Annotated in this window: 22 protein-coding genes; 12 read left to right on the forward strand and 10 right to left on the reverse strand. The window is 41.1% G+C overall.

The window, feature by feature from the left end:
- The first annotated feature begins 113 nt into the window (after nt 1-113).
- Nucleotides 114-1,532: a sensor histidine kinase gene (locus HC643_RS06095; RefSeq protein WP_038084843.1), complete on the forward strand. Its 1,419-nt coding sequence runs from the start codon at nt 114-116 to the stop codon at nt 1,530-1,532.
- A gap of 104 nt (nt 1,533-1,636) precedes the next feature.
- On the opposite strand, the gene HC643_RS06100 is transcribed toward HC643_RS06095, so the two are convergent.
- The 5 genes from HC643_RS06100 to HC643_RS06120 all read right to left on the reverse strand — a co-directional run bounded on the left by HC643_RS06100 (nt 1,637) and on the right by HC643_RS06120 (nt 6,763).
- The gene (locus HC643_RS06100; protein WP_082051807.1) at nt 1,637-2,350 is read right to left on the reverse strand and encodes an SGNH/GDSL hydrolase family protein; all 714 of its coding nucleotides are present in this window, start codon (nt 2,348-2,350) and stop codon (nt 1,637-1,639) included.
- An 89-nt stretch (nt 2,351-2,439) separates the two neighbouring features.
- Nucleotides 2,440-3,996, reverse strand: coding sequence for a GMC oxidoreductase (locus tag HC643_RS06105; RefSeq protein ID WP_038084841.1), 1,557 nt, complete (start codon nt 3,994-3,996; stop codon nt 2,440-2,442).
- 36 nt (nt 3,997-4,032) lie between these two features.
- Nucleotides 4,033-4,548, reverse strand: coding sequence for a DoxX family membrane protein (locus HC643_RS06110; RefSeq protein ID WP_038084838.1), 516 nt, complete (start codon nt 4,546-4,548; stop codon nt 4,033-4,035).
- 128 nt (nt 4,549-4,676) lie between these two features.
- Entirely contained in the window at nt 4,677-6,110 is a 1,434-nt protein-coding gene (locus HC643_RS06115; protein ID WP_038084836.1) for an NAD(P)/FAD-dependent oxidoreductase, read from the reverse strand.
- 293 nt (nt 6,111-6,403) lie between these two features.
- Nucleotides 6,404-6,763, reverse strand: coding sequence for a hypothetical protein (locus tag HC643_RS06120; protein WP_038084833.1), 360 nt, complete (start codon nt 6,761-6,763; stop codon nt 6,404-6,406).
- A gap of 662 nt (nt 6,764-7,425) precedes the next feature.
- On the opposite strand from HC643_RS06120, the gene HC643_RS06125 reads away from it, so the two are divergent.
- The 3 genes from HC643_RS06125 to HC643_RS06135 all read left to right on the forward strand — a co-directional run bounded on the left by HC643_RS06125 (nt 7,426) and on the right by HC643_RS06135 (nt 10,843).
- Entirely contained in the window at nt 7,426-8,484 is a 1,059-nt protein-coding gene (locus HC643_RS06125) for a DMT family transporter (protein WP_038084831.1), read from the forward strand.
- Nucleotides 8,485-9,038: 554 nt separating this feature from the next.
- A complete protein-coding gene (locus tag HC643_RS06130; RefSeq protein WP_038084830.1) occupies nt 9,039-10,172 on the forward strand; it encodes a sensor histidine kinase in 1,134 nt (377 codons plus the stop codon).
- Nucleotides 10,169-10,843 carry a response regulator transcription factor gene (locus HC643_RS06135; RefSeq protein WP_038084829.1) on the forward strand — a complete coding sequence of 225 codons (675 nt, stop codon included), beginning with the start codon at nt 10,169-10,171 and terminating at the stop codon, nt 10,841-10,843. The genes HC643_RS06130 and HC643_RS06135 overlap by 4 nt, the downstream gene beginning before the upstream one ends.
- Before the next feature lie 134 nt (nt 10,844-10,977).
- Here the strand turns inward: HC643_RS06135 and HC643_RS06140 are convergent, their stop codons facing one another.
- Nucleotides 10,978-13,005, reverse strand: coding sequence for an AAA-like domain-containing protein (locus tag HC643_RS06140; RefSeq protein ID WP_038084827.1), 2,028 nt, complete (start codon nt 13,003-13,005; stop codon nt 10,978-10,980).
- A 357-nt stretch (nt 13,006-13,362) separates the two neighbouring features.
- Nucleotides 13,363-14,685 (reverse strand): proton extrusion protein PcxA, encoded by a 1,323-nt coding sequence (locus HC643_RS06145; protein WP_038084826.1) that lies wholly within the window; start codon nt 14,683-14,685, stop codon nt 13,363-13,365.
- 176 nt (nt 14,686-14,861) lie between these two features.
- Here HC643_RS06145 and HC643_RS06150 point away from each other — a divergent pair, with 176 nt between their 5' ends.
- Together HC643_RS06150 and msrA are read left to right on the forward strand one after the other, a co-directional pair.
- On the forward strand, nt 14,862-17,168 hold the full coding sequence (locus tag HC643_RS06150; RefSeq protein WP_038084823.1) for a hypothetical protein: 2,307 nt from the start codon (nt 14,862-14,864) through the stop codon (nt 17,166-17,168).
- 31 nt (nt 17,169-17,199) lie between these two features.
- Entirely contained in the window at nt 17,200-17,853 is a 654-nt protein-coding gene (msrA, locus tag HC643_RS06155) for a peptide-methionine (S)-S-oxide reductase MsrA (protein ID WP_038084958.1), read from the forward strand.
- 38 nt (nt 17,854-17,891) lie between these two features.
- Here the strand turns inward: msrA and HC643_RS41245 are convergent, their stop codons facing one another.
- The gene (locus HC643_RS41245; protein WP_038084822.1) at nt 17,892-18,356 is read right to left on the reverse strand and encodes a ribbon-helix-helix protein, CopG family; all 465 of its coding nucleotides are present in this window, start codon (nt 18,354-18,356) and stop codon (nt 17,892-17,894) included.
- Nucleotides 18,357-18,473: 117 nt separating this feature from the next.
- Between HC643_RS41245 and HC643_RS06165 the strand changes: the two genes are divergently transcribed.
- The 3 genes from HC643_RS06165 (at nt 18,474) to HC643_RS06175 (ending at nt 19,335) form a co-directional block, all read left to right on the forward strand.
- Entirely contained in the window at nt 18,474-18,722 is a 249-nt protein-coding gene (locus HC643_RS06165) for a hypothetical protein (RefSeq protein ID WP_038084821.1), read from the forward strand.
- Between the two features lie 2 nt (nt 18,723-18,724).
- Nucleotides 18,725-19,042 (forward strand): hypothetical protein, encoded by a 318-nt coding sequence (locus HC643_RS06170; RefSeq protein WP_038084820.1) that lies wholly within the window; start codon nt 18,725-18,727, stop codon nt 19,040-19,042.
- Between the two features lie 86 nt (nt 19,043-19,128).
- Complete coding sequence (locus HC643_RS06175) at nt 19,129-19,335, forward strand: hypothetical protein (RefSeq protein ID WP_038084818.1); 207 nt, start codon at nt 19,129-19,131, stop codon at nt 19,333-19,335.
- Nucleotides 19,336-19,661: 326 nt separating this feature from the next.
- On the opposite strand, the gene HC643_RS06180 is transcribed toward HC643_RS06175, so the two are convergent.
- A complete protein-coding gene (locus tag HC643_RS06180; RefSeq protein WP_038084956.1) occupies nt 19,662-20,798 on the reverse strand; it encodes a cob(I)yrinic acid a,c-diamide adenosyltransferase in 1,137 nt (378 codons plus the stop codon).
- A 221-nt stretch (nt 20,799-21,019) separates the two neighbouring features.
- On the opposite strand from HC643_RS06180, the gene fraC reads away from it, so the two are divergent.
- The 3 genes from fraC to HC643_RS06195 all read left to right on the forward strand — a co-directional run bounded on the left by fraC (nt 21,020) and on the right by HC643_RS06195 (nt 23,562).
- Complete coding sequence (fraC, locus tag HC643_RS06185) at nt 21,020-21,565, forward strand: filament integrity protein FraC (RefSeq protein ID WP_038084816.1); 546 nt, start codon at nt 21,020-21,022, stop codon at nt 21,563-21,565.
- A gap of 80 nt (nt 21,566-21,645) precedes the next feature.
- Complete coding sequence (gene fraD / locus HC643_RS06190) at nt 21,646-22,674, forward strand: septal junction protein FraD (RefSeq protein ID WP_038084815.1); 1,029 nt, start codon at nt 21,646-21,648, stop codon at nt 22,672-22,674.
- Nucleotides 22,675-22,782: 108 nt separating this feature from the next.
- Nucleotides 22,783-23,562, forward strand: coding sequence for an ABC transporter permease (locus HC643_RS06195; protein WP_038084813.1), 780 nt, complete (start codon nt 22,783-22,785; stop codon nt 23,560-23,562).
- Between the two features lie 242 nt (nt 23,563-23,804).
- On the opposite strand, the gene HC643_RS06200 is transcribed toward HC643_RS06195, so the two are convergent.
- Nucleotides 23,805-24,458, reverse strand: coding sequence for a pentapeptide repeat-containing protein (locus HC643_RS06200; RefSeq protein ID WP_038084811.1), 654 nt, complete (start codon nt 24,456-24,458; stop codon nt 23,805-23,807).
- Nucleotides 24,459-24,672: the final 214 nt, after the last annotated feature.

Genomic DNA, 24,672 nt, shown 5'->3' on the forward strand with positions numbered 1-24,672 from the left:
TTCTGCCTCACCTAGAGAATTCTATTCACACAAAATTTCTCGGCACTTTTTTTAAAATAGATTTAGAGACTTAAAAAAACAGTAAAATTAAAACATAAAGTCCAACTAAAACAGTGAAACATATCAGAACAATTTGGAGCAATATAGACCCTTTCTCCTTACAGTTACGCCTGACAATTGGCATGGCTGCATTTTCTACTTTAGTCCTGGGTAGTGTCTCTATATGGACGAGTTGGAAAATGCAGCAAATATTAATTAACAGTCACAAACAAAACATAGAACAAATAGCCCATAGTGTACCACGGGATGTGCAACTTTATAGTGAAATGATGCAACCAGAAAGTGGTTTGCAAAAAGCTATTAAAAACCTAGAAAACACCAATACATTATTATGGATAAAAAGCCCCAGTCGGAGAATATTGGCACAATCGACTAATTTAAATTTGTTACCTCAGTCTACGGTAGCTCAGTTAATATCTTTAACTCAGATGCCTCTTAAAGCACAAATTTACAAAATTGACAAAAGCTACTTTATTTTATCTGAAAATTCTATCCAAGTCGAAGGTAAAGTCCTTGGTAATTTATTTGTAGTTAAGAATATTACTCGCGAACAATCAACATTTGTAGTCATGGTACGAAGCTTAGGCATTATTAGTGTTTTAGCAATTATTATCCTCACAACTGCGATCGCATTTTATATCAAGCATTCTCTGCAACCTCTACGCCAGCTTAATCAAATGACTGCTGTGATTTCCCTAGAGGAGTTAGGACAAGCACAGCTATACCTTAATAATGCACCCAGTGAAGTCAAAGAATTAGCCCAAACCTTAACAATGTTGTTATCGCGTCTGTCCCAATCATGGAAACAAGAGCGAGAATTTGTGAGTAATGTTTCTCACGAGTTGCGGACACCTTTAACCATTGTACATGGTTATTTGCAAAGCGTCTTGCGACGGCAAAACAACTTAACTCAAATCCAACAAGAAGCTTTAGAAACTGCTGCATCAGAAGCTGAACGTACCATCCGCTTGCTACAAGATTTACTAGATTTAGCACGTGCAGACAGTGGTTATTTACACTTTCAAATGAAGTCTTACGTATTAAATGACTTAATCGAAGAAATTGTGATAATGGCAAAAAAGTATAGCGATCGCATCATTACTATCGAAGCAGCGCCTCACACAATTGAAGTCAAAATAGATTACAGTCGGCTTAAACAAGTATTACTAAATTTGATTGACAATGCTATTAAGTATTCTGAGTCCGGTACACCTATCACTTTTAAATTATATCAATTTCAAGATAAAGCAATTATTCAAGTTTGCGACGAGGGTTATGGTATTCCCCTGCAACACCAAGCACGTATTTTCGAGAGATTTTACCGTGTAGATGAATCTCGCAGTCATACAACTGGGGGTAGTGGTTTGGGTTTATCAATTGTCAAGACACTTGTAGAGGGAATGGGGGGTAGTGTCAGCGTGCAATCAAAGTTAGGAGAAGGAAGCACTTTTACGATCTGTTTACCTTTATAAATACTGAACCTAAAATAATCAGCCATTAGGATTGGCTTCTGTCTATATCTAAAGGTTGGATTGGTAACACTCCATTGTGAAGAGTGACACAAGAAAAAGTATTTTTATTTATGCACGACATAGGGGAGAAAAGCACGGCGAACTTCCGAAGCACCTCGCAGGCTTGGCTCGATCGTTGCTGTAAACCATGATGGATCTCCCTTAAGGAAGTGAGCGTGGAGATCGACGAATTGTCCGTAGCGGTTGGCAATTTCTTGAATGACAGCATTCATGCGCTGGAGGTTCTTGCGGGCGATGGCTGCATCAATCCCTAAAAAGTTGCGTCGGTCATCTCCCAACGTAGGATCGTATACACTCCCTAGTAGAACGGGACGGATGGGTAACTGCTTGACGAAAGTGTCGAGAGCATTAGCAAAGACTTCAATTTCAGCACCTGTGTCCTGAATTAATCCACCCAGTAAATCATTACCACCGATGGTAAGTAATGCGATCGCCTTTCCATCAACCTGCAATCCCTGCGCTTGATATGGCAGTCCATCAACCGTTGCACCATCTCGGGCGCGATGTTCGAGGTGAGCCAGTCCGCGTGATGTGAGGTCTTTGCCTTGAAATTCGGGAAACAGCCGATCGTTATTTTTGACAAGGAGTTGTCCTGGATGAATGCCGAACTCGTTGTATCGTCCGCAGTCTAAAATTGAATCACCAAAGGTATATAAAGTTACCATTGCTTGCTCCTGCCGATTGCAGCCTAAGAGCGTCAGGACACCTCCCCCTCCAATCCCTTGAATAATTTGTCGTCGGGTAGGTCGAAAAGCCATTACACTCTCCTCTTTGTTCGATGCTAACATGAGGAGCAGTAAAGATACCGAACAAAAGGTAGATTTAGCTAAGGCTCTCTTATTAAGTTTTAAACCAAACTTTCAATGATGCGATCGCCAACACGCAAAGCATTGGCAATAATCGTCAGCGTAGGATTAACAGCCGCACTAGAACGAAAGAAACTTCCATCCACCACGAATAAATTATCAACATCATGAGTGCGACAATTCACATCAAGAACTGAAGTTCTGGGGTCTTCTCCAAAGCGACAAGTACCGCACTGATGGGCGACACCTTGCAACGGCAGTTTTTTCCGGAAATAGAAGGAACAGGGAATAATCCGTTCGCCACAACCAATCATTTTTAGGACTTTCGTCCAGCGATGGACGAGACGGTTGTAAGCTTCAGTGTTATTCTCGGTGTAATTCAATTGGATAGAATCACCTCGAAGCGTGACGCGGTTGTTGAGATCGGGCAAATCTTCTGATGTGAGCCACCAGTCTACAGAGTGATTTGCGATCGCCTCAAAAGTATGTTTTTCCTGAAAAGAGGCTCCCAATACTGATGGAGACTCTTGGGCGATCGTATCTGCATTGACTTTCCCCAGTAACTGTACGTGTCCCATAGGGTAATCGAAATCCTCATCACCCCAGTAAAAATCATTAATTGCTAAAGTTTTTTGAAATACTGTGGGATTGGATTTCGAACTGACTCCAATCATAGCTCCGTTTTGATGCTTCATTAAATTACGTCCTACGAGATCGGAACTGTTTGCCAATCCATTGGGATGGCGATCGCTAGCAGAACGCAATAACAAAGCTGCTGAATTAATCGCTCCACAAGAAACCACAACGATATTGCTAAAAAAGAAACAAACTTCTCCATTGATTTCGACTTCCACAGAAGTCACCTCTCGTCCGGATGGACTTGTGTGTAGTCTTTTTACCTTGGCTTCCGTTATCAGCGTGACGTTATCGTACTTCTCTACGGGGCGTATGCAGGTTATATCTGAATCTGCTTTAGCATCGACTAAACAAGGAAACCCATCACAGGTATTGCAACGAATGCAAGCACTCAAACGACGGTTAACTTCATTGAACTTAATCGCTAATGGCAAATAAAATGGATGGTAACCTTCTCCTTGCAAAGAATCGTGAATTTCTTGAATACGCGGTTCGTGACGAATAGCCGGATAGGGATAATCCTCACTAGCAGATGGTTCGGTCGGGTCTAAACCACGCTTACCGTGAACTTCGTAAAGTTTTTCTGCCTCAGTGTAATAAGGTTCTAAATCACGGTACTTTAAAGGCCATTCTGGAGAAATACCGCCTTTATGAATCACCTGTTCAAAATCTTGTTCGCGCCAACGGAAGAGAGCACCACCATACAGTTTGGTGTTACCACCCACAAAATATGCAGTACCGGGGTGGATCTCGCGTCCTTTCTGGTCGTACCAAGCTTCGTTGGTATGATAGCGGTCTTTCTGAAACACCTCAACCGTATCCCAGTTTGCTTTCTCACGAGGAAGAAAAGAACCCCGTTCCAAAATCAGAATTTTTTTGCCTGTAGGAGCAAGACGATAAGCCAGTGTACCACCACCTGCACCAGTACCAATGATAATCAAATCATAATGTGAAGAAGTCATTTGTTTTCTCCAAGTGTAAAGTGAGAGGTACAGGCTCTACATATCATTATTAGAAGCGGTAAGAGTATAATCGGATGCTGCTTGGGTGCGACGGCGGCTCATTTTCTGTTCGTAAGCTTCGTAAGCAATGCACATCCAAATTAAAGTCATAAATAGGATGTTTTTGTTAAAGCTTTCTGCTGCGTTGGGAAACAAACTGCCAGCAGGTATAATACCAAATGCCAGAATGATGCTAAATGTCATCAGAATCAGTAGTAACCCCGTCCACCGTACCCAGTAGTTGAGAGCAAACAATGCACCCAGTACAATTTCTGCTAGAGGTAGTAACCAGGCGTAGGGAATAGCAATTAGTCCAGGTAGCGGTCCTATACCTTCCCAACCTGGTGGAATTCCAGGACCAATCATTTGAAGTTTTTGAGTTAGGACGGTTTGGTAGAACCCGTTAGGAATACTGAAGTTGAGATAGTTAGCAATACCAGAGAGAAAAAAGAAAACGCCCATTGTGACGCGATTAACAGTCACAGCAGTTCGGAGGTTGAGTAAGTATTTCATAAGTACGCTCCTAAAGATAAAACCAATTTGAAAAAAGAATGTGACAGATAGTTAGGTGAAATGAAATCCTGCAAGGCTTTTGCAATTCAAAATCTCAAATCCACCCACGATAAATATGGGGAAAAACTTTAACGAGACGGGGGAGGGGGTGCAAGTCTATTAAGTAACGTCGGGACGCCCGTCCAACTTAGAGTTTGCTGAAATTGAAGCGGTTGAGCAGCTCGCCAAACTAGAGGAGTTGCCAAAATCATTCCTGCTGCTACAGTTGCAACCCCAAACAGCCAAGGTGTTTGTCCTAACTGCATATGGGAAAAAGGGCGATGGCGGTGGAATAATTTATCGGTCAGCCATTCTGTTGTGACTTTAAAGTTACGAGCAGGGGTTGGTAGCAGTTCTAAGTATGTTGCTTCTCGAAGCAGATGACCGGGCTGACCTTTGATTTGGACTTTATTAAATAAGTTAGCAACACCTTCGTTGAGCCCCAGTTTCATCAACGTACCGCGCATTTGGATTTGTACGGGAATGGTGGGTTTGTTTTGCCAAAAATACTGAAGATTGCGAGCGATCGCAATTCCTTGCTGATAAGCCACTTGTGCTGTTGGTGGTTGGGGATTGTCGCTATCTGTTGCACAGTCTCCCGCCACAAAAACTTCTGGAAAATCAGGGAGTTGCAATGTCGGCGTCACCACAAGACGCCCTCGTTTGTCTCGCCTTTCTTCTGAAATTGGGAGTTCCTTCAACAGAGGGCTCGGAGCCGTACCCGCAGTCCAAGCGATTGTTCCAGCTTGTAAAACCCGTGTTCGATCTTGTTGGCTGTACTCTACACCATCGGCTTGAATTTTCGTGACAGCCGCATCAAACACAAAATCTACAGGAATTACCCGACGTTTGAGCGCCCTTTGTGCTATACAACGCAAATCGCTGTTGACGTCTCCTTTAAGGATTTCACGACTGCGGTTAACTAAGACAACCCGAATTTCACTAGCATCACCGCCGAGCTCGTCGTACCAAATAGGCAACAAATCTGCTAATGTGCATGCCAGTTCTATACCTGCAGGTCCTGCTCCAATAATGGCAACAGTCAGCAGTAAACGCCGACGTTCTGGGTCTTGAGTTTGAACTGCCAAATGCAAGCAGTGTCGTAAGTGTTTTCGCAAAGCGATCGCTTCTGCACCATTTGTAAATGGCATTGCATACTCTGCTGCACCAGGAGTATTAAAATAAGTGGTTTTGCCACCCAGTGCTAGAACTAAGTTACTGTAGTCAAACACTTTTCCAGAAGCTACACTCACTTTGCGTTCGTGCAGATGAACCGATTTCACCGTGTCTTGCATAAAGGTGACACGGCTTCCTGCTAGAAGCTCTTTATAACGTGGATAAACCTGTTCGCTATGGAGTTCTCCGCTCAGAAGTTCATACAACAACGGTTTAAAACTGAAGCGATCGCGTTGTTCAATAAGAATAATAGGATGCGAATAATTTTGATGGCTTAAGTGTAGAGCTGTGAACAGTCCAGCAAAGCCACCACCTAAGATGACTGTGGGATGAGATGCTTGCTGCATAAGACTTATATAAGCTAATGGCTGATGGCTGATGGCTGATGGCTGATGGCTGATAGCTAATGGCTGATAGCTGATGGCTGATAGCTGATGGCTGATGGCTGATGACCAATCGCTAATTTCCCATTAGACTTCTCCAGAAATTAGATTTTCACCCAGACAAGGAAAGAAAGCGTTCAGCGTCTTTTTCTGATATGTCTATTAGCTATTAGCCATTAGCCATTAGCCATTAGCTATTAGCAAATCGTGAATGATTCTTCCCAATTGCGTAACTTATGTTATTTAGTTGCCTTGAGTTATTTCACTTCGTTAGGTTCAAACTTAGCGACTTTACCTTTTTTAACAGCGACGATAACGTCATAGGTTGAACAGTAAGAAAAAGTGGTATCGTTAGCTTTGTTATAAAGGTTAACAACGTGACCTGCTCCACCAGGCTGAATACCGATTGGCTCCAAATCTCCAAAAAAGAAACGACGCAGTTGATCGCCACTCCCAATCTGACCCTTATTTTTAGTTAGTAACGCTACTTTCTGCTGTACGGATAATTCTTGGGCTGATGCTTGAACTAATAAAGGATTTATCGCTTTTAATGGTGCTTCCCATACTGTAAAAAAACCAGTTAAGGCAACTGTAGCTACTAAAGGGGCAAATTTCATTTCTGTCTCCTGTTATCCCGGACATCTAAAGCTTCTCAGTAGCTACTGAAGTTCATCTGAACCTAAGCCATGATTTTCATGAATTTCTTCTTTAAGCTTATTTAGGATATTCTCAGCGTTTTCTCATTAAAATACTGAGGCATGAAGCCCCGTTACTTTAGTACGGGGTGCTGACATAAGTAAACTCAGAGCTTGCACCTCTGAGTACAAACCCAGCTCATATAAAAATATCCGCGATAAGGATACCTAATTTTTGCTGGCTTCTATCAATAAATCAAGGGTTTTCATTCAGTACTGTGTAATAAATTTACATCAAATTTTCTTGGTAAAAGCTGTGAGTAGAGTCATAACTTGGCTTATTCTTGAAGAATACCGCCTCTTCTAGAGGTGCGTGTGTCAAACTTGCATTTAGTGTTCTCTCAGCAAAAACTTATTCCAAACAGAATGATGAAGAGCTAATATAAGAATTCTAAAGCAAGGATTAAATTGACAAAGAAAGGCAGAGGGCAAGAGGCAGAAGGCAGAAGGCAGATCTTTTGAAGCCTCTCACCTTGTAGGAGAGAGGTTTTGGGTGAGGTCTGTTTTGACTTCATCGAACTTACCCGAAGCACCAAACAAAAGTCCTATATAAGGATCTATATTTTTATTGCGGTGATGTTATCATGACTAAACTAAAAAGACCGCATCGCTTAATTCCCAGAATTTCAGGACAAATATATCTCTGGCTGGCAATCCTAATTTTTGGAGCGTCTAGTGCAGTCACTCGCAAACTCACAGAAATTGGAGCAAAACATATTATAGATGGTCGCAATCCAATTTCCTTGTGTAATGTTTTATTCGTGGGCAACCTTTGTGCCTTAATAGTGCTGATTCTCATCTATGGGAGACAGTGGAACAAAGCTACTTTGAAACAATTATCACGGAAGGATTGGATCGGTTTAACAGCTGTCGCTATTTTATCAGGAGCGCTTGCCCCTGGGTTAATTTTCCAAGCACTGGCACTGACAGGGGTTAATAATGTCATCTTGGTTGGACGAGTGGAACCACCTTTAACTCTAGCTTTATCAATTTGGTTGCTTAAAGAACGGGTAAACTTTTGGGAGATTGCAGGGGCGATCGCAGGGTTTGTTGGTGTTGCGCTCACGATTGTCCTTCAGTCTCCTGGGGAATCAATGATGAATATGGGAGGTTTGCAAGTGGGTGTAGGCGAACTTCTGGTAGCCTTTGGTTCTGCAGCTGTAAGCGTTTCCACAATTATCGGTAAAAAATACCTCGATCGAATTCCTTTAGGAATCTACAGTATCTTTCGTACTGCTTTAGGAACTGTAATATTTTTCTTTCTTGCTTTGGGGCTTTACGGTCACAATCATTTTGCTGATGTACTCTCACCTTTCCTGTGGAAGTGGATGTTCCTTTATGGTGCGTTAATTGTTGTGGTTGGCCAATCATTTTGGATTAAAGGGCTGAGGAGTTCAACAGTGTCTATGGCTTCTTTAATCAGTTCCTTTACCCCTATTGCAGGAATTGTAGCAGCTTATTTCATCTTAGATGAAGCTCCTACTCTAGCTCAATATATCGGCGGTAGCGTTATTTTAATTGGCATTTTTTTAAGTCATCTTGGTATCCGTTATCAAGCGTCTCGCAGAAGTATGTTTTCCAAGGTAATTTCTACTCAAGCAGAACAAAAAGTAGAATCTGGTATGGGATTTAAGGGAATTTGACAAAAATTTATTGTAATTCTAAAATTATAATGACAATTCTCAGAAATTTGCCTCAGATTCTCAGGCAAAGTTTAAATTTCTTTCAGGAAAAACTCATCGTTTTTTTTAAGAGAGATATTAGATTGTAATTATAGGCAAAAAACAAATTTATCTCATACAGATTCAAAAAAAGCTCGCGACATATACCTCACCTGCTCTCTCTGCCTGCTCTCCCCCTTACTAAGGCTATGCATTAGTCAAATCTTTCTTTACAATCTTGAAACCCTTGGATAAAATCCATTCTGGACACTGAAATTTTCAGTAAGCTTGACAAAATGGCACTTATTCGTCTCGCAAAAATCTCATTTTCATTGAAAATGAATAACGAACGAATAAGGGTTAGAAAAAATGTGAGTAATTACTCTCGTAAATGTTAAGAAAGATTTGGGTAATAGATAGCTTACTGAGGTGAGGCTTGGGGAGAGGTCTTATTCATAGAGCGTATTCTTTTTTAAAATTGATATTAGCTTGACTTATGAAATTCAGATTAAAATATAGAGAGATAAGTTACTCCCATGATTTTTTTAGACAAATTAAAGCGAAAATTACCCAGAGTTATTGGTGAGAGGATCGATCCTTCATCGCTACAATTTCGCCTAACTGTTGAAATCATTGTTATCTTTACAGTGGGATTTAGCAGTTTTACAATGTGGATGGGTTGGGAAATCAAACAGTTTCTCATAATGAACGATCGACAATATAGTGTTTGTTATGATAATCAGAGGCTGTTGATTGCGATTCAAAATGTGGGAACTGTAAGCGTTCTGATATTTATTACGACCGCAATTCTCACGTTTATATTCATCAGGCGATCGCTCTTCCCGTTACGACAAATGAATCAGTGGGTAATAACTTACGGTGCAGAACTGAAACAATATCCATCTCAGTTACGTAGGACACCTAGCGAAGTGAAAGCACTCGCTCAAACTTGGAATGAATTGTTAGCAAGACTTTCAGAAGTGAAAGAACAACAGCAACAATTTACCAACGACTTAGCGCACGAGTTACGGACTCCTCTAAGCATGGTTTATGCATATTTACAAAGAACTTTGCAACGCAGTCAAAATCTGACAGAATCGCAGAAAGAATCTTTGGCGATGGCTGTTTCGGATGCAGAACGAATGACTTATATCTTACAAGATTTACTTGAATTAGCACGAGCAGGTAGCAATGCAATGCCCTTGCAAGCGAAACCACTGATCTTAAATGATGCGATCGCAGATATAGTGCAAATGGCAGAAAAGTTTGACCATCGGGCAATCCAGCTAAAACTTGCCTCGTTTCCGATTAAAGTAAAAGCAGAACGGGATCGGCTCATGCAGGTGTTATACCATTTGATTGATAATGCGTTTCAATATTCGGATGTGGGAGAGACAGTGACAGTGCAACTGGGTTGGGTAAATGGTTGGGCAGTGATTCAAGTGAGCGACAAGGGCTGTGGTATTCCCTTGTCCGAACAAGCCCGTATTTTTGAACCCTTTTACCGAGTCGATCCATCCCGTACCCGTTCGACTGGAGGAACGGGCTTGGGTCTACCGATAGTAAAACGCCTTGTGGAGAGTATGGGGGGTAATGTTGGTATTTGCTCGGAACCCGGTCATGGTAGCACCTTTATTTTAAAATTACCTGCATTGGGAGAAAAAATATGACAGCACATATCCTCCTGGTAGAAGATGAAGTTAAACTGGCACGATTTGTCGAATTGGAACTTAACAGCGAAGGATACAAAGTCAGTGTCGCCCATGATGGTATTACTGGTTTGACCTTAGCGCGGGAATCTTCACCAGATTTAGCAATTTTAGATTGGATGTTACCTGGGTTATCGGGCTTGGAACTTTGTCGGCGTTTGCGTGCGACTGGAAACAAAGTACCAGTGATTTTGCTGACAGCAAAAGATGAAGTCAGCGATCGCGTCGCCGGTTTAGATGCGGGTGCTGATGATTATGTAGTCAAACCTTTCAGTATTGAGGAATTGTTAGCCAGAATTCGCGCCCATTTGCGTCGCACTCAAGAAACAGAAGAAGAGTGGTTGCAGTTTGAAGACTTAAAGCTCAATCGCACCACACGTGAAGTTTTTCGAGGCAATCGAGCCATTGAGCTAACAGCAAAAGAGTTTGATTTATTGGAGTATCTCCTCAGCCATCCCCGTCAAGTATTTACCAGAGACCTCATTCTAGAGAAAGTTTGGGGCTATGATTTCATGGGAGATTCCAATATTATTGAAGTTTATGTCCGCTACCTGCGTCTTAAGCTTGAAGAAAATAATGAAAAGCGTTTGATTCATACCGTGCGTGGGGTGGGATATGCCTTACGAGAGTAGTAGGACAAATTTAACAGCAGTTATCAATGATCACATAAAGAAACTACAGCATTATTTTCTTGTGGTACGGGTGTCCTCATGCATTGGTATTGGGACACCCGTACCACAAGAACTGAGATTTTTCTCAATTATCCTTAGCTCGGTCTTGGAAAATGCAGTACGTGCGGAGTCGCTGGAACTCCTGCGTTTAAAGGAGAATTGAGATGAACGCGATCGCGTCCTTGCCTTTTTGCTTGAAACAGTGCTTCTTCAGCAGAATTTATCAGTAAATCTGGTGAATTGTCAGAACCTGGCATGATAGATGCAACTCCAACGCTGATGCTTAATACTTCAGATGGCAATCCGTCGATACCCGGTAAGTTGTATGGAATTCCCAATGCTTTCACGCTATCTCGCATACTTTCCCCAAGTTGCAGCACTTCCATGGAATTCACGTAGGGCAATATAGCTGCAAATTTTGTACCCCCATAACGCAGCAGGCTGGATTGCTTTTGCTGAATGCACTGACTTATGGCACTGGCAATCTGTTGCAAAGCAGCATCTCCAGACACATAACCGTGTGTATCGTTGTACCACTTAAAATAATCGACTTCACATACAATCAGTGACAGGAGTAAAAACTCTTTTCTCCATTGCTGCCAAGACGCTTCAAGAGATTGCTTGATATAGGTACGACTGACACTTTGAAGTTGTGGCTCAACTTTGTTTGAAAGTTTGACTGGTTGTTTTTCCAGAGTTAATAGTTGCTGTGGAGCATCTGTATGTTTTTCTGTCAGTTGTTGGTTAAAATAAAGGCGATATAGCTGACAACTTGGTTTTGCTTGATTGCCATCTAGTTGAATTAAACCCATGCTTTCTAATTTGAAGGCAGTCAGGGCATCTAAACGCACGCTTTCTTCAGTACTCACAACTTTTAAAAGTGCTGAGGCTAGTTCCGGTTGTTCTTGCACCAGCGCCAAATGATTTCTCAAATGGTTGCTGTAAATACCAGCTGCTGTTGGAGATGTTTCCAACAACCGATTTAATGTCATTTCTTTACGATACAAATGATAAAATGCCAAGTTAATTAAATAGGGATGTCCCCCTACCATAACCATCAATTGTTGGCAGGCTTTGCTATCAATCCAATTCAATCCATAACGTGATGCTAAATCTTGCACTTCCTCTAATGTAAACTGAGGCAGCTTAATTGACAGCCCAACATTAAAAGGAGATTGATTAATTTTGAGAGGAATGTGTATTTCGGTAGAATGAACTATCACCAACCGTAGGTTTTGCCAAATTTCTACCGTCCGTCCCACTTCATGCCAAAATCGCAGCATGGACAAAAAATCATTGGCAATTTGGAGATGCTCAAAAAGTCTGTTAACTTCATTTAATGCTAAAACAATGGGAGCATTGATTTGTTCGAGCACATATTCCTCAAAATAAATTTTACAGCTAACCTTGCTCCCCATGTCTTCATCCCAGTAATCATCAAGCTTGTTGTTTAGGTTTAACTGTCTGCTAACATTGGCGCAAAACCAGCGCAAAAATTTATCGAGGGATGTAAATAGAGTTTCGTCTGTCTCCTGAAAGTCTATATAAGCAATTTTATATCTATCATTTTGGGCACAAGCTATCATGCGGTTGAGGAGCGAACTCTTGCCCATCTTTCTAGGGGCTTTAATACGGATAAGACATCCCGGTTTGCTAATCTCCTTGTATGCCAGTTCTTCTATCCGCAGGCGATTAACGTAGAGCGAAGAGTTTAGGGGGACAGGTCCACCAGGGTACTCTATCTCTTCTGCCTTTGTATTTGTATATTTTTTTTCTTTATAAAAAGCATTATTTCCCACAGAATTTGCAGCTTTATTCTCGGGTGCTGTTTGTTTAAAGCTTTGCTGCGTGCTCTCCTTGGGCTCTCCTTGGTTTTGCTGATACCGTGCTAAAACAAGATGTAAATTTTTCTTGGTTACCCTTTGACCTATCGCTTCTGACAGGTCATGCCACAATTGAGAGCCAACCTCTTTGAAGTAATTGCTACCGTAGCCAGAGTCTTGCGCCATTTCACCATAACCTTTTCCCTGCCATGATTGGCGCAAAATAACTTGTTCAATGGGGCTAAGCTGTCTAGATAGTAATACTTGCTCGACAATATCTAGAACTATATCGTCATTCATTTATTATGATTGGTGTATTTTTACTGAGATTTTTATATTACAATCCTATGACAGCTGCGTACTTTAACGCAAGCTGTGGAATATCTACTGAGATATTACACGACTTAAGTCATTATGCTTCGCTTATCGAACCCATTAAGTTATTAGGCTTTTTTATGTTATTTTAGCGTTTCTGCTTATTCATATAAAGTTATCTCATGTTTTTCTTGAACGACAATTGATACTTCTGTCTCTAGGTAGATTTCTATATTTAAACTTAGAATTTTTTAACTTTAATATTAACCGCTCAAGAATTGTAGCTATCAATACTATAAATGGTTAGCAGTTCCCCTACGAACCACTAACCCCCAATCAATTCTATTCATTCATATTGTGATAAGTAGCTACAGCAGAAGGAGAGATGCGATTTAAGTAGCGGAATATCCAGTATTTAAATATAGTATCTAAGATGACTGGAAATGTAGCAATAAAGAGAAAGATGAAATCATGATTGGCTGGCAATCCCCAGTGCCGCGATATACCTTCTAGAATGACTTCCCAACCGTGAGGAGAGTGGAATCCTACAAAGATATCAGTAAATAGGATGATGATAAAAGCTTTAGCACTATCACTTAGACCGTAGACAACATGGTCAAAGAAATCTTTCAGCACTGCAATTTCTCGCTTGCTTGTCAGCAATAGCCAAGTGAAGGCAACGATCGAGAATATATCTGCAAAAACATTTTTGATAGCATTTCCACTTTCATGCTGATATTCTTCAGCAATTTCACGAGCCTTATCTTTCACCTCTAGTTCCATTTGCTCTTGAGACAAGGGTTCATGCTTACCAAGCAAACTATTAAATTTTATACGTTCTTCAAACCTTTCAAGTTCTGTCAGTGCCTCCTCTTCCATTTCATAGTTGAGAAATATTTTTGCTTGTTCGGAATGTTTGCTAAAGTAAGATTCAACAACAGGTCCCACAAACAAAGCTTTTGATATTTGATGGGTTAAAATAGGAACTATGATGAGAAGTAAAAGAAACCTAACGGAGATTATGGTTCTTTTTTGAGTGTTACGGAAATTTTTAACAACATCTTGTTCTGCATTTGGATCTAACTCAATTTGCAAACGAGTGATCGTGTTAAAAATCGACCGAGGTAGCACTCCAGTGGTATTGGTCTTACTCCGAGCACTGTTATCTAATTTATTTTTTGGTGTATTTTGCAGTTTGGTTTGATTTAAAGAAGGTTCTACTGGTACAATTGTACTCTGAGGTGATAGAGTGTTGGGTATTACTTCATCAGGCTTAAAAGAATTGTATTTTGTTGTGACTTCATCAATAAAGTTAAGTTTTTCTAAAATAAGTGAAGGAGATGAGTATTCAATACCTACTTGCTTTGCAGTTTTTTGATTGGATTCATCCAGGAAAAAACGGCTAAACTTAAATTCTGTTAACCGCATCCGAATGATTTTTAATTGTCTTTTCAATTCTGACTCAAAATAGTCCATAACACTACCGCTATGCCTAGTAGAGTCGAAGTTAATTTTATTACCATTAAAATGCTCGTCTTCTATTGCCTTGATTTGCAAAGCAGCTTTATATGCCTTATCTAGAGAACGCTCTGAGGTTTGTAAGTAACGGTAGTAAGCCCTCAGTAGAAAAGGGTAGATCTTTTGGCGATAAACAGAGTTAATCATTTTTGCCAGCAGTTATCTAACATTGTTTTATATCTCTTAAACTTACGTTAACGTATAGTCCCCATAAATTAGGAGTTGGGGTTAGGGACTCAGGAAATCCCTAATGCTTATTTTCATTCCTTCTGGTACACGCAGTTCACGGTTGTCATTGTATCTTTCTCTAAAGAAGGTGGTTTGTGATTTCAAATTCTCTATGGATAACGGGTCCCAGTCGAAGTGGTAAAACAAGTCGCTTGGTAGAGCAGTTTTGCCATTGGGTCTTTAGTACAAATAGCAGCAAGAGACATTATACGAAAACTCAAGAACGAAAAAATAGCAACAACTCGCCAAAACGCCTTTATCCCCAACAATCAGAACTAGGCGTGTTAGTCCTAGCAGCCAATAATGAGAATCGACGGGATTTTACCGATAAACTTGTGAGCGTAACTGAGGGGAAATACCCAGTACGCGGTAAGACTCCTCTTGGCTTTATTCAAGATGAAGTCATTTTATTTTGGCCATTGCTGATCGAGTCGTTACAATTGAAAGCTCAATTCCCAGTGCGACTGCGTCCAGAAACAGAGCAGGAATTAGCAACAAAACTTTGGCGATCGCAATTCAATGAGGAGATACTGCGTCAGGTAGGTATTAATGAGTACCGATTGGTACGCCGCATTCTGGATACACTGCAATTAGCAGCATATAGCGGGACAAATTTTGCAGAAATTGAGAATATATTATCCCGCTCGCTTGCCAATCAAGAAAGTATAAATTTAAACCCGGAATTAGTAGCCTCCTTATTACTGAACTGGCGCAACTGGTGTTTGGAAAGGGGCTTTTTGACCTATGGAATTATGACAGAACTGTACAGCCAGCACTTGCTACCACAGACTCGTTACCAGGAAGCGCTCTTCAGACGTTACCAAGCTGTTTTAGCGGATGACGTGCAAGATTACCCAGCTGTGGCACGTCAACTGTTTGAGGTATTGTTGGAAGGAGGTGCAGTAGGAGCTTTTAGTTTCAATCCCGAAAGTGTGGTACGTTTGGGATTGGGAGCAGATCCCAGTTATTTGCAACAGTTATCAGCCCGTTGTCAGCAAGAAATTTTGACTCAGTTTCCCCTTCAATCTCTTGCATATAGTTTGGGGACACAAATCCAAGAAATAGCTATCGAGTCGGCAGGATTGCTAAGCTTACCAGAAGCAGTGCAGTCAATTCAAACAACTTCTCGCTCTCAATTATTGCGGCAAACAGCAGAAGAGATTGTCCGTGCTATTAAAGAAGAACAAGTACAGCCCAAAGACGTGGCGATTGTTGCACCAGGTTTGGATGCGATCGCCCGTTACACCCTTGTAGAAATTCTCACCAAGCAAAATATTCCCGTCGAATTCCTCAACGATCAACGTCCTCTAATGAGTTCTCCCAATATTCGGGGTTTACTGACAGTTTTAGCCTTTGTCTACCCTGGTTTGGGACGCTTGGTAGATAGGGATGCAGTAGCAGAAATGTTAGTTGTGTTAAGCAAGGGAGGAGAGGAGGAGAGAGCAAACGCGGAGTCCCCCGTCGCCTCCTCCTCTCGCATTGACCCAGTACGAGCGGGATTAATAGCAGATCACTGTTTTGTACCCCATCCCGAGCATCCCAACTTACTTCCCGTAACAGCATTCGATCGCTGGGATAGATTGGGATATTCAGCAACGACAGCTTACAGTCAGATATTGCAGTGGTTGGAAGAACAGCGAAAGCAACAGGAATTGCGTTTGATTCCCAGCCCGATTTCCCTTTTAGATAGAGCTATTCAGCGTTTTTTATGGAATGGCAGCAATCTTCCCTACGACCAGCTAGCAGCGTTGCGCGAACTGTTAGAAACAGCCCAACACTATTGGGAAATCGATACGCGACTGCGACAGTTTTCCCCCACTTCCCTCTCTATTCCCCAAGAAAGTTCCGAGTCCCCACTCCCCCTACTCTCCACTCCCTATCACCCCTTATCCCCAGAGGGGACCTCACTTTCCCCAATCGCTGAATTCATACAACTACTACGACGCGGTACAATTACTGCCAACCCCTACCCCATGCGTCCTGTGGGACTCCAATCCAACGCTGTCACCTTAGCAACAATCTTCCAATATCGTTCTTCTAGGCGATCGCATCGCTGGCATTTTTGGTTAGACGCAGGTTCTCCCTTATGGGAGAAAGGCGGTGCAGCCACTTTATTTGGTGCGCCATTCTTCCTGAGAGATAGAATGGGACAGCCTTGGACGGCAGAAGATGAAAAATTAGCAGATGAACAACGATTGCAAAGAATCTTGGCAGATTTACTTGCCCGAGTTTCTGAAAAAATTTATCTATGCCATAGCGATCTTGCTGTGAACGGACAAGAGCAATTAGGTCCCTTACTGTCCCTAGTTAATGCTTGTGTTCCTCTTGTCAGTAGTGTAGCAATGCAGGAAACCCACACCTACCCTGTAGAGTGGGATAGTTTACAATATGAACTTAAGTAAAGGAATTTATGAGAAATTAGAATCAAGAGCAATGGTTTTATTTGGATTTGGTAAAAAATCAAGCCTTCCCACTCCCGACCAAGCATTACCCGGACGGGCAGAAGAAATGCCAGTACCCAGTCAGCACTATGTGTTAGGTAACCCACTCAAACCACCCTTTCCAGAAAGTATGGAGATGGTAATTTTCGGTATGGGTTGCTTTTGGGGAGCAGAACGGAAATTTTGGCAACTAGAAGGAGTTTATACCACTGCAGTTGGTTATGCTGCGGGAATTACTCCCAATCCCACTTATAAAGAAGTTTGTAGTGGAATGACCGGTCACAATGAAGTTGTGTTAGTAGTTTACGATCCAAAGGTTATCAACTACTCTCAGTTGCTAAAAGTTTTTTGGGAAAATCACAATCCCACTCAAGGAATGCGTCAGGGTAACGATGTTGGGACTCAATATCGTTCGGGAATTTATGTCTATTCTGAAGACGACAAAAAACTAGCAGAAGCATCTCTTAATGCTTACCAAGAAGCCCTGAACAAGTCCGGTTATGGCAAAATTACGACGGAAATCCTTGAAGCTCCCAAGTTTTACTACGCGGAAGCTTACCATCAGCAATATCTTGCTAAAAACCCCAATGGATATTGTGGATTGGGAGGAACGAACGTTGCTTGTCCTGTAGGAGTTAGTGGTTAGTGGTTAGTGGTTAGTGGTTAACCACTAACCACTAACCATCAGATCTGAAAATCTTCGCTAATCTCTTGAAGTATTTCTTTAAGTTGAGCCATCGCGTCATCTGATAGCTGCGATCCCCCATCCAGTTCAATTTGCACTTTGAATTTTAGCTCGCTACCATCTGCTGCATTTTCCAATTCTACAACTCTTTGAGCCAACTCTTGAAGTTCTTGGGGTTGCAAGTAAGCTGCTGTTAAGCGCACATTTCCCTTCGGTTTAACTTCCCCTCCATTGGTTCGGTATTGAGCAGATGAATCTGAAACTCCAGGCTGTTTCACTGTCGCATCATTCCTTACCTGGACTTTCAGTTGACGACTTTTTCCTTCAGCTTGAGATGGTTTAAGCCTTTGTTTGAGAATTAACACCGCCATTTGAGACAAAGAACGCTCTTCTGCGTCTGCTAATTTTTGCAGAGCTTCCTTGTCATCTTCTTCTATATAGAGAGTCACAGTTACTTTAGCCATTTTCCCATCATAGGCTCTGTTGCGTGTTTTGAGGGTAAACACACAACAAAACATAAAAGCACACAAAAGTTGTGTTATTCTAATTTCTATCAATCCTTCATTAAAAGTCAAAAGCCAATGCTCGGCTTTCTACAGCTCGCACTGACTTTTGACCTCCCTATTCCAGGAGAATTTTTAATGATAAAACCTGTTGGTTGCCAAACTGATGGGTACAGGGGCTATCTCCAAGCTTTAAGTGACTTTGATATCAAACGAGTGACTGCTCCTAAGATGAGGAGCGACAAGCTTCCCAACTTTTTTAAGAAGTCAGGAATTTGGACGAACTTGAACCGTATCAACAGTCATTTAATTGCTAAGAAAATCTAATTATGAATCCTCGCCCTCTGACTCAGCAAGAGCTAGATTTAATCCGATTCTATAGTTGTTGTCAACTAGGAATGACGCCTACTCAATTTTACGCCAAATGGCAAGTGAGCTATGAAATGATAGCTCAAATTTGCTCGCGATCGCCTTCGACTGTGAAAGGCTGGTTTTCTCATGGTTCCAACTACCGCAGTCCCAAGCCTTCAGATTTACGCCATCTTGCTTTAATGGATTTCCTGTTGGAACACTTTGACGAGCTTCCTCCCGAACTCCTAATCGAACTTTGTTTTCCCAATATCAGCACGGACAAGAGCAAAGAGTAAAAAAAAGCAAGTCCATTTTGAAATGTCTTTTTCAGACATCCTCACGTAAGCTTGCTTCAGTTCAAAAATATTGTCAAGACAATTTTATGACATACGCAGACAAATTAAGCCCCTGGTGTCTGGTTCGGCTTCAAGCCAATATGCAGAATGAAGTCGTTGCTCGGTTTCGTCGCCGCAACGATGCAGAAGCACACTTGCAGATCGTGAAAAGGCTAACTGGAGGCGGAAATTTTACCATCATGTTCAACCCAGTCTTAGAATTGCAAGAACAAATCCCTGCTCGTAAAGGATAAAGAATAAAGGATAAAGGATGAAAGTTAACCCTTCATCCTTTATCCTTCAGTTATCTTTCCTTTTTTTTGTAGTGAAAATAGTGGTAAACATCATGAGAAAACCACCTAAGAGAATTGCGATCGCAATTCCTCCTGTTATCCAATCAAGTGTGTTGTTGTCCATATCACTAGAAAATGTTAGTTATACATTGCTAATAGCTAATAGCTAATAGCTAATTGAAGCAGAACCATTAGTTAATAGCTAATAGCTAATTGAAGCAGAACTATTAACCATTAGCCATTAGCCATTAGCTATTAGCCATTAGCCATTAGCTATTAGCCATTCATTAAAAATCTACCCCACGCTTGAGTTCTACACCTTGATTGGCATAATGTTTGTGGCAATAAACCTCAGAGTGTGTACTAGCCAAGTCAAAGTACGCGGGCTGATGTTGACATCGACCGGTGATAATGACTTCGGTATCGCGTGGTTTTCGGAGTAGAGCTTGAACAATAGGTTCAATCGGTAACAGTTCTAAATCTACAGTTGGATTGAGCTCGTCAAGAATAATGGTTTTGTACAAACCCGATGCGATCGCCGTCTTGGCAATTTCCCAACCACGTTCGGCTTCTACGTAATCTAATTGTTGGCGGGAGTTACGCCAAACAATGGCATCTCGACCACAGCGTTGATGGTCTACAACTTCTGGATATGACTTTTGTAAAGCAGCTATGGCAGCATCTTCTGTGTATCCAGTACCCCCTTTGAGCCACTGCATAATTAATACACGAGTAGAGCCTGGATGGTTGATGCCCCTACCAATTGCTTTTAAAGCTTTTCCCAAGGCACTCGTAGACTTGCCTTTACCCGCTCCAGTGTAAATTTCAATACCTTTTATTCCTTGTAATTTTGCTGTTGGATGAACTTGAGGTTTCATCTCTGAGTGCAAATCCGCAATATCGAGTAACTGTTGTGGTGCAGCACGTCCAGTGGCAATAATTTCTAATTCTTGTGGCTTGGATTTTAACGTCTGAACAACTTCATCAACAGGAAGCAAACCTAAATCCAGGACCGGGTTAATTTCGTCTAGAACAACAACTGAATACAAACCAGAAGCAATAGCACCCTTAGCAACATCCCAACCCCGTGCTGCTTCAGCGCGATCGTAAGCTGTAATTTCATCGGGACCAAAAAATTCTGCTCTGCCGGTACGCACTTGATCGATGAGGTGGGGAAATCCACTTTGTAATGCGGCAATAGCCCCATCTTCATCATAATCTCGTTCTGGACCTTTAAGAAACTGTAGTAATAAAACACGGTTAGAATTGTTTCGTGCATTAATTCCCAAGCCAATAGAGCGTAAAACGACTCCCAGTGCAGCTTGTGACTTGCCCTTTCCCGCGCCGTCATAAACATGAATCTGACCTGTTAGTCGTGAGGAACGCAATTGTGCTGTCCGGATACCGATGCCGTTTCTTGTCATCTCGTAAAAAGCTGTAACGTCGCAGTCTTCTATATTACACAAGGTTTTGTCTAATTGTATGTGGAAGCTTGAGTGTTGCAGAATATCGAGATATATAAAGAAAAGCAACAAAGACAGATTGGGACAAAAAGATGGTAAAAGAAGAATAAAATAATTACCTCTATCAGAATTCAGTATAGACGGTATACTTTCTGAGGTTACACCTTACCTATCACTCTTATATGTTTGAACTTCCCGAATTCCCACTTCCCAGGATTTTCCCTTTTGGCGCAATTCTGTTCAATTTCTTATTTTTACTGGTAGCTATTCCTCTAGAATCCTTCATTTTAAATTCCAGATTAAGATTTGATAGAAAAACGAGTGTTTTCTATGCTATCGCCATCAATCTTTTTTCTAATGTCATTGGTTGGGTCGTATTTTTCTTTTCAGAGCCAGTACTACCGATACGGATAAAATCGGAACTCATTAACTATATTTTCTTCGATCGCTTGCAGTCAGCTAATATTCAATCTTTAATTATCTTAACAGCGTTTATTATTTTCTTTGGGACTTTCATAGTCAAATATATCTTGTTAAGAATCTTGCTTTTGTCACTAGCAGAATTTGGAAAAGCACCACCAAAAGAACCCGTAGTAGAGCGAAACTCAAGTCGTGCCCAAAAAAGCAAATTGCAGAATTCAAATGTAGTCACCAGCATCCTAATAGCCAATGCACTCAGCTACAGTTTTATAGTTGCTGTTTTATTTATTCGTTCGCTCGATCTCTAAGAGCTAGGACTGGGAACTAGTATACGCAGGCAAAAGGAAAAACTAATTTATCGGTCGCTAATGACTGAGAGGGAAAAAATATGCAGATAGTTAGAGATTTATTTGGTGTATTCAATGTTGTTGGAGATATTTATGAACGAATAAAGAAAATAGTCATTCCGCCAAAAGCATATTCCTGGCAGACATTAATTTATTTGAGTATTTTTTCTTGGTTCATGTCATCCATGTCTACAGGCTTTATAAAAGATACGATTGCCTTTTGCGGTTGGATCTTCTTAATTTTGGGAACTGCTTGGTATACAACGGATAGTCCAATACTCATTCCCAGCACTAATATGCCTGTAGGGGCTGTGATCACCGGATTTTTAGTCAGCGTTTTTGCTTTCGGTCATGACGAAACTATATTGACAACCAGAACAATAGTTCTTTGGCCAACAATTTCAGCAATTATTACTGCAATACCAGAATTTTTTGAAGGAACTGGTACAGAAGCCAAAACACTGATTCCCAAAATAGAAGACCGTCAAAAGATTATCATTTTAATTGGTAGCTGTGCCGTCATCAGTTGCTGGTTGCAATTTTACTTTGTAACGGAAAACTGGTTGAATGAGTACCCCAGTTTAGAGGTAGATAATTACCAAGGCAGTGCTTTTGTCAGTAGAATAGAACCACCAGAGAGAATCCCGAGAAATGGCGTTGTTATTTTAGATAAGCTTGCACCTCAAATAGAACAGCAATTAAATGAACAACCTTGGTCTCAAGTAGAACAATGGCTTCTTAATTCTAGACAAAACGTGGGTAGACTTGGCAGACAAGTCATTGAAACCAATTTGGCAAAATATGAAGAGAAAGCTTTATGGGTTGTGGAACCGCGTGTAACGAATCTCAAGTCAGGTTACAAACTCGACTTACTTAGTATTTGGATGGGACCTAGTTCCACCCCTCGTGGGTATTATCTAAGAAAGACCTGCCAAATAGACCCTGTTGCAAAAATTGGGAATACTAGAAGCAGAGTTGCTGATAAACCTGATGAAAAAAATACATTGGCAGAAGTGAATTGTGAAGGGAAAACATCATTCTTCGCAGGTTCACCTCCACCTCAACAATGACGAAGATTTAGGGGTTAGTTGTTAGTCGTTAGTAGCAACTAACTCATTACCATTAACCACCAACAGCTAACCACTAACCACTAATTACTGATGACTAAATAAATTTTTATGAATTTCAATAGGGTTTTTGTACTAGCAAATAACGTGTTTCGAGAAGTGGTGCGCGATCGCATTCTTTATATTGTATGCTTTTATACTATAGTATTGGGGATTGCCATCCGTTTACTTCCTGATTTTGCCGCAGCAACAGAGGACAAAATGTTTTTGGACTTTGGCTTGGCGGCGATGAGCATCCTTGGGTTGATTGTTGCCATATTTGTTGGCACGGGACTGGTTAACAAAGAAATTGAAAAACGCACTATTTTAGTACTTATTGCCAAGCCTGTTAGCCGAAGTGAATTTATTACGGGAAAATACTTAGGCTTGCTTATGGTGTTAGCCGTATTGATGGCTGCCATGACAGTAATTTACTTGATATTTTTGCACATGGGCCATATTTCCTATCCAATAGTCAGCATTCTTGTAAGTACTATTTTTCTATTTTTTCAGCTATCGTTAATGGCAGCGATCGCAGTTACCCTAGGTGTGTTTACCAGTTCCATTCTGGCTACAGCATTAACATTTGCAATTTACCTAGCAGGTAATATCACTCAAGATTTACTTCAACTGGGTCGTCTCAGTCAGAACCCTAGTATAGAACGTATAACTCAAGCTTTATACTTAGTGTTACCAGATTTATCTCGATTAGATTTGAAAAATGACGCTGTTTATGGATTTGGGGCGCTACCCGACCCAATAACGCTATTACTAAATGCTGGATACGGCTTGCTATACACTATGATGCTGTTGTTCATAGCTATTTTTAGCTTTTCACAAAGGGAATTTTGACTAGTACAGTACGGCGTAAATAAGGCAACCATGAGTAACAGATAAAAAGCGGAAATTAGCGATCGATAAAGAGAGAAGGTGGGGAAACGAATTCTACCCTGTTCCCCCTGTCTACCTTGTCTCTTGCCCCTGAAACTTTACTAACCAATAAAGAGAGAAGGTGGGGGAACGAATTCTACCCTGTTCCCCCTGTCTACCTTGTCTCTTGCCCCTGAAACTTTGCACCCTGAGATTTAAATAAACTAAAAGAATAATTGTGGGTAATGAATTGTACCATCTGGCATAATCGTACCGTGTAGCTTTGCACTTGTAAGATTTGTCTCCCAGAGATTGGCCTCACTTAAGTTTGCCTCTATTAAATTTGCCCACGTAAGATCTGCGCCCGTTAAATTGGCTTGATTTAAATTTGCTTCCAGCAAAATTGCCCCGCAAAGCTTTGCCCCTGAAAGATTTGCCCTAACCAAATTGGATTCAATCAGTGATGCTTCAATTAAGCTAGCTTCACTAAGATCGGCTTCACTTAAATCTGCATCACATAAAGATGTTGACCATAGATTACTACGACATAATTTTACTCTCCATAAGAAGGCCCCACACAAATTTGCTTGCTGCAAATTTGCGCCGCTTAAATTTGCTTCGCATAGAGAAGCTTCGTATAAATAAGCATCTTGCAAGTTCGCTTCTTGCAAATTTGCACCACTTAAATTGGCACCAGTGAGGATTGCCCCACTGAGGTTTGCACCACGTAAATCAGTTCCTATCAAGTGAATTCCACTTAAATCCACTGCTCTTAAGTCAATTCCACTTAAGTTGCATCCACTCAAATCCCTTCGATGAAAACACGTATCTGTAATTTGGTTGAGAATAAATTCCTGTTTTTCAGCAAAGTTTCTCATGGTATGACCTCTGGGTGTGTAAATACCTCCACGGGAGATACTTAACAATTACTGCATCTCTGAGATTACACCGCAAACGGAGACAAGCTGGGTAAAGAATCTAAAAAAATTGGAGAAAATTTCGGGAAAAATTCGGGAAGACCGTAAAATAGGCAGTCTATGTCTTTTTGATGTCAAAATATCCTGATAAAGGTCACAAAAACTTGATAAGCTT

The organism is Tolypothrix bouteillei VB521301 (assembly GCF_000760695.4).
In the GTDB taxonomy this organism is placed as follows: Bacteria; Cyanobacteriota; Cyanobacteriia; order Cyanobacteriales; family Nostocaceae; genus Scytonema; species Scytonema bouteillei_A.

Excerpts from the sequence above, each read along its gene's own strand:
- HC643_RS06145 (WP_038084826.1), bottom strand. The coding sequence starts at position 14,685 with ATGATTAACTCTGTTTATCGCCAAAAGATCTACCCTTTTCTACTGAGG.
- HC643_RS06140 (WP_038084827.1), bottom strand. The coding sequence starts at position 13,005 with ATGAATGACGATATAGTTCTAGATATTGTCGAGCAAGTATTACTATCT.
- HC643_RS06120 (WP_038084833.1), bottom strand. The coding sequence starts at position 6,763 with ATGAAATTTGCCCCTTTAGTAGCTACAGTTGCCTTAACTGGTTTTTTT.
- HC643_RS06175 (WP_038084818.1), top strand. The coding sequence starts at position 19,129 with ATGACATACGCAGACAAATTAAGCCCCTGGTGTCTGGTTCGGCTTCAA.
- HC643_RS06100 (WP_082051807.1), bottom strand. The coding sequence starts at position 2,350 with ATGGCTTTTCGACCTACCCGACGACAAATTATTCAAGGGATTGGAGGG.
- HC643_RS06195 (WP_038084813.1), top strand. The coding sequence starts at position 22,783 with ATGAATTTCAATAGGGTTTTTGTACTAGCAAATAACGTGTTTCGAGAA.
- HC643_RS06105 (WP_038084841.1), bottom strand. The coding sequence starts at position 3,996 with ATGACTTCTTCACATTATGATTTGATTATCATTGGTACTGGTGCAGGT.
- HC643_RS41245 (WP_038084822.1), bottom strand. The coding sequence starts at position 18,356 with ATGGCTAAAGTAACTGTGACTCTCTATATAGAAGAAGATGACAAGGAA.
- msrA (WP_038084958.1), top strand. The coding sequence starts at position 17,200 with ATGGTTTTATTTGGATTTGGTAAAAAATCAAGCCTTCCCACTCCCGAC.
- HC643_RS06200 (WP_038084811.1), bottom strand. The coding sequence starts at position 24,458 with ATGAGAAACTTTGCTGAAAAACAGGAATTTATTCTCAACCAAATTACA.
- fraD (WP_038084815.1), top strand. The coding sequence starts at position 21,646 with ATGCAGATAGTTAGAGATTTATTTGGTGTATTCAATGTTGTTGGAGAT.
- fraC (WP_038084816.1), top strand. The coding sequence starts at position 21,020 with ATGTTTGAACTTCCCGAATTCCCACTTCCCAGGATTTTCCCTTTTGGC.
- HC643_RS06115 (WP_038084836.1), bottom strand. The coding sequence starts at position 6,110 with ATGCAGCAAGCATCTCATCCCACAGTCATCTTAGGTGGTGGCTTTGCT.
- HC643_RS06135 (WP_038084829.1), top strand. The coding sequence starts at position 10,169 with ATGACAGCACATATCCTCCTGGTAGAAGATGAAGTTAAACTGGCACGA.
- HC643_RS06165 (WP_038084821.1), top strand. The coding sequence starts at position 18,474 with ATGCTCGGCTTTCTACAGCTCGCACTGACTTTTGACCTCCCTATTCCA.
- HC643_RS06170 (WP_038084820.1), top strand. The coding sequence starts at position 18,725 with ATGAATCCTCGCCCTCTGACTCAGCAAGAGCTAGATTTAATCCGATTC.
- HC643_RS06125 (WP_038084831.1), top strand. The coding sequence starts at position 7,426 with ATGACTAAACTAAAAAGACCGCATCGCTTAATTCCCAGAATTTCAGGA.
- HC643_RS06180 (WP_038084956.1), bottom strand. The coding sequence starts at position 20,798 with ATGACAAGAAACGGCATCGGTATCCGGACAGCACAATTGCGTTCCTCA.
- HC643_RS06130 (WP_038084830.1), top strand. The coding sequence starts at position 9,039 with ATGATTTTTTTAGACAAATTAAAGCGAAAATTACCCAGAGTTATTGGT.
- HC643_RS06110 (WP_038084838.1), bottom strand. The coding sequence starts at position 4,548 with ATGAAATACTTACTCAACCTCCGAACTGCTGTGACTGTTAATCGCGTC.